Source organism: Streptomyces sp. NPDC058008 (assembly GCF_042886395.1).
GTDB lineage: Bacteria > Actinomycetota > Actinomycetes > Streptomycetales > Streptomycetaceae > Streptomyces.
Map to the genome: position 1 here is coordinate 1 of NZ_JBHVQX010000038.1, position 3,533 is coordinate 3,533.

3 protein-coding genes are annotated in these 3,533 nt (G+C 71.8%); all 3 read left to right on the forward strand.

Going from position 1 to position 3,533, the window contains the following annotated elements:
- The coding region (locus tag ACFVS9_RS29510; protein WP_389937240.1) for an FG-GAP repeat domain-containing protein at positions 1-363 on the forward strand (363 nt) is incomplete at its 5' end.
- Positions 364-542: 179 nt separating this feature from the next.
- Positions 543-2,195: a trypsin-like serine protease gene (locus ACFVS9_RS29515; protein ID WP_389937243.1), complete on the forward strand. Its 1,653-nt coding sequence runs from the start codon at positions 543-545 to the stop codon at positions 2,193-2,195.
- A 288-nt stretch (positions 2,196-2,483) separates the two neighbouring features.
- The gene (locus ACFVS9_RS29520) at positions 2,484-3,080 is read left to right on the forward strand and encodes an acyltransferase (protein ID WP_389937246.1); all 597 of its coding nucleotides are present in this window, start codon (positions 2,484-2,486) and stop codon (positions 3,078-3,080) included.
- The last annotated feature ends 453 nt before the right edge of the window (positions 3,081-3,533 follow it).

Genomic DNA, 3,533 nt, shown 5'->3' on the forward strand with positions numbered 1-3,533 from the left:
TGGGCGAAGAGCAAGCCGGTCCCGGGCGACTTCAACGGAGACGGCAAGGACGACCTCGCCGTCCTCTACAACGGCGGCCAGGCCACCGACGGAAAGAACGTCACCCTCGCCTTCACCTTCACCAGCACCGGCACCGCCTTCAACAACCCCACCACCGCCTGGACCAGCTCAGGATCCTTCACCTGGGCCAGCAGCCTCGTGACGGCCGGGGACTACACCGGGGACGGCAGGACCGACCTCGGTGTCCTCTACGAGGGCGGCACCACGCCCGACGGCCGCCGCCTCGACTCCCTGTTCACCTTCACCAGCACCGGCACCGCGCTCCGGGCACCGGTCAAGCAGTGGAGCGGAAGCGTCGTCTGACGCTCCATCGCACATCAGTGGCCCTACAGGCACCAGTGGCACTGCCACCGCACGGCTCCCGGACACGGCTCCGGCAGCCGGTCCGTGGCGGACGGCGGGCGCGTCGCGTGCGACGCGCCCGCCGGTCACCGGTGCCCGGTGCCCGTTCGCTTCCTCGCCCTCGCTCCCAAGGACTCGACGTGCCCTTCCGAACCTCCCGCAGAATGCGGGCGATCTCCCTGTTGGCCGCTACCGCCGCGGTCGGCTCCGTCACCTTCACCTCGCCGGCCCTGGCCGTCATCGGTGACGCGGTGACGGGCAGCACCCACACCTTCACCGCGAAGGTGCAGATCGGTGACGCCGCCACCGGCCGCGCGTGTACCGGCACCCTCGTCAACAACCAGTGGCTGCTGACCGCGGCCAGTTGCTTCGCCGACGACCCGGCCGCGCTCGTCGCCGGTGCCCCGCCCGTCGCGTCCACCGCGACCATCGGCCGTACCGATCTCACCACCACCGCCGGCCAGGTCCGGGCGATCACGCAACTGGTGCCGCGCGCGGACCGCGATCTGGTGCTGGCCAGGCTCGCCACCCCGGTCTCCGGTCCCTCCTTCCTGCACCCGGCGACCACCGCCCCGGCCGCCGGCGAATCCCTGACGGGCGCCGGATACGGCCGGACCGCGGACACCTGGGTCCCCGACTCGCTCCACGCCGGGGCCCTCACGGTCGGCACGGTCGAGGCCACCACCGTCAGCGTCGACGGCACTCCCCTCTGCAAGGGCGACAGCGGCGCACCCGTCTTCCGCGAGAGGAACGGCCGTCCCGAACTCGTGGCGGTCGCCAGCAGGTCCTGGCAGGGCGGCTGCCTGGGCTCGGAGGAGACCCGCACCGGCGCGGTCGCCAGCAGGGTGGACGACATCCGGACGTGGATCACGGAGAGCACGGCCTCCACGCTGAACGTCTGGAACCTCCAGATGCTCACCAAGACGTCCACCGGCCTGTACCACTCGATGCGCAACAGCAACGGTGACTGGACCTCCTTCGGCAACGTGCAGAACGCCGCGGGCACCGTCGAGGACATCCGGTTCGCCGCCGACGCCGCCATCAAGGGCAAGAACTACGTCTTCGCCGTGGGCGGCAACGGGCACCTGTACCAGGCCAACCGGCGCGTGACCGGCGGCTGGGCGGCCTTCCGTGACCTGACGGCCGAACTCGGCGACAAGCCCGGGCTCACGCGCGTGGCCGTGACGTCCACCGGCACCGGCCTCGCCCTGATCGGCCTCGCCGACGGGCGCGTCTACCACGCCACCCAGGACGCGAATGAGGTCTGGTCGAAGTGGGGTGATGTCAGCGCCAAGCTCGGCGTGCTCGGCAACGCCACCCAGGTCACCGTCGCGCACACCTCCGGCGGCCAGACCCAGGTCGGCGTCGCCGCGGACGGCAAGGCCTACCACGGCATCCGCAACTCCGACGGGACGTGGAGCGACCGCTGGGGAGCGGTCCACACCCTGGAGACGGGACTGACCTCGGCGGTCAACGGCATGTCCTTCGCGAGCGTCGCGGGCGATCTGCAGGTCGTCATCACCGGTGTCAGCGGCGAGAAGAGGCACGCCATCCGCAAGGCGGACGGCACGTGGAGCAAGTTCGGCGACCTGGGCGACAAACTCGGCCGCGACACGACCGTCGGTATCGACGCCACCGCGGTCAACGGTGAGCTCCAGGCCGCCGTCGTCACCACGGACGGCAGGATCAAGCACACCGTCCGCCACGCCGACGGCAAGTGGGACGCCATCGAACAGGTGGTGGGCTATCCCGGCACCCCCGAGTCCGTGGCACTGACCGGCAGCACCCAGTAGGTACGGGCCACCGCGTACCCGCTCCCGCACCGGTCCGCTCCGTCCCCCGCCCGGGGTGCGGGGCGGACCGACCGCGTTCCGTGCGCGGGCGACGGGCCGTGCGGGTCCGGCAGGTCCTCGCCCCCGCACGGCCACCACGGGACCGGCGGGCCGTACGCGCCGTGCCCGTAGCGCGGGCGGCCGGCAGGTGAGGAGGGCCGCCGCCCGCCCGTCACGGGGATCGGATCCGCGGGCGTCCGGCTCAGCTCGTATGCTCTCGGCAGGTCCGCTCTCCGGAAGGTAAGACACGTGAATTACAGGGTCCAGCCCACCGCCCAGGTCGACGACAGCGCCGTGATCGGCGCCGGAAGCAGCGTCTGGGAGCTCGCGCAGATCCGCGAGGGGGCTCGGCTCGGCGAAGGCTGTGTGATCGGCCGCGGAGCCTACGTGGGCACCGGTGTGCGGATCGGGAACAACGTGAAGCTGCAGAACTACGCCCTGGTGTACGAGCCGGCCGAGCTCGGCGACGGTGTGTTCGTCGGCCCCGCCGTGGTCCTCACCAACGACCACAACCCCCGCTCCGTGGACCCCGAGGGCAAGCAGAAGCGGGGTGGGGACTGGGAGGCCGTCGGCGTGAAGGTCGCCGAGGGGGCCTCCCTGGGGGCGCGGTCCGTCTGTGTCGCACCGGTCCGGATCGGGCGCTGGGCCATGGTGGCGGCCGGTGCGGTGGTCACCAGGGACGTGGCGGACTTCGCGCTCGTGGTCGGCGTACCGGCCCGGCAGATCGGCTGGGTGGGCCGGAGCGGGGTCCGCCTCGTGGAGCGCGAGGGCGAGCCGGGGGTGTGGGAGTGCCCGCAGTCCGGCGCGGCGTACGTCGAGAAGGACGGAGTCCTGGCCGAGCGCTGAGGGCCGCATCACCTTGGCCGCCTTCGGAGCACGCCCCGCCGGGGAGTCCCGGCCGGTACGACCGGCTTCGGGACTCGACCGGCTGCGCACGGAGCCGAGTTGACCGAAAGCGCGTAAAGGGCGGTTCACCGTCCGCCACCCGCCCGGAAGCGGTTCGCGCGGGGGGAGTTCGGCGCGGGTGCCGGAGCAGGGCGCGGCGACGCCCCGGTTCCCGAGAAGTCCGGGAGTCCGAAGTCCTCCTCGTCCGGTGGCTGTTCGCGGACCGGGGGCCGGGGCCCGGTCACGGCGGGTGCGCCGGCCCGTCACCGGGACACCCGTTCCCTCCGGGTGACCGGCGGCGGACCGAAACAGGCAAAGCGCGGGGGAAAGCCGCAAAAACAGACACAGAGGCGGGTTAATATAAACCTTAAATTTGCCCCCCCCATTTTTGTGGATTTGTGTTTTATTTGCAGG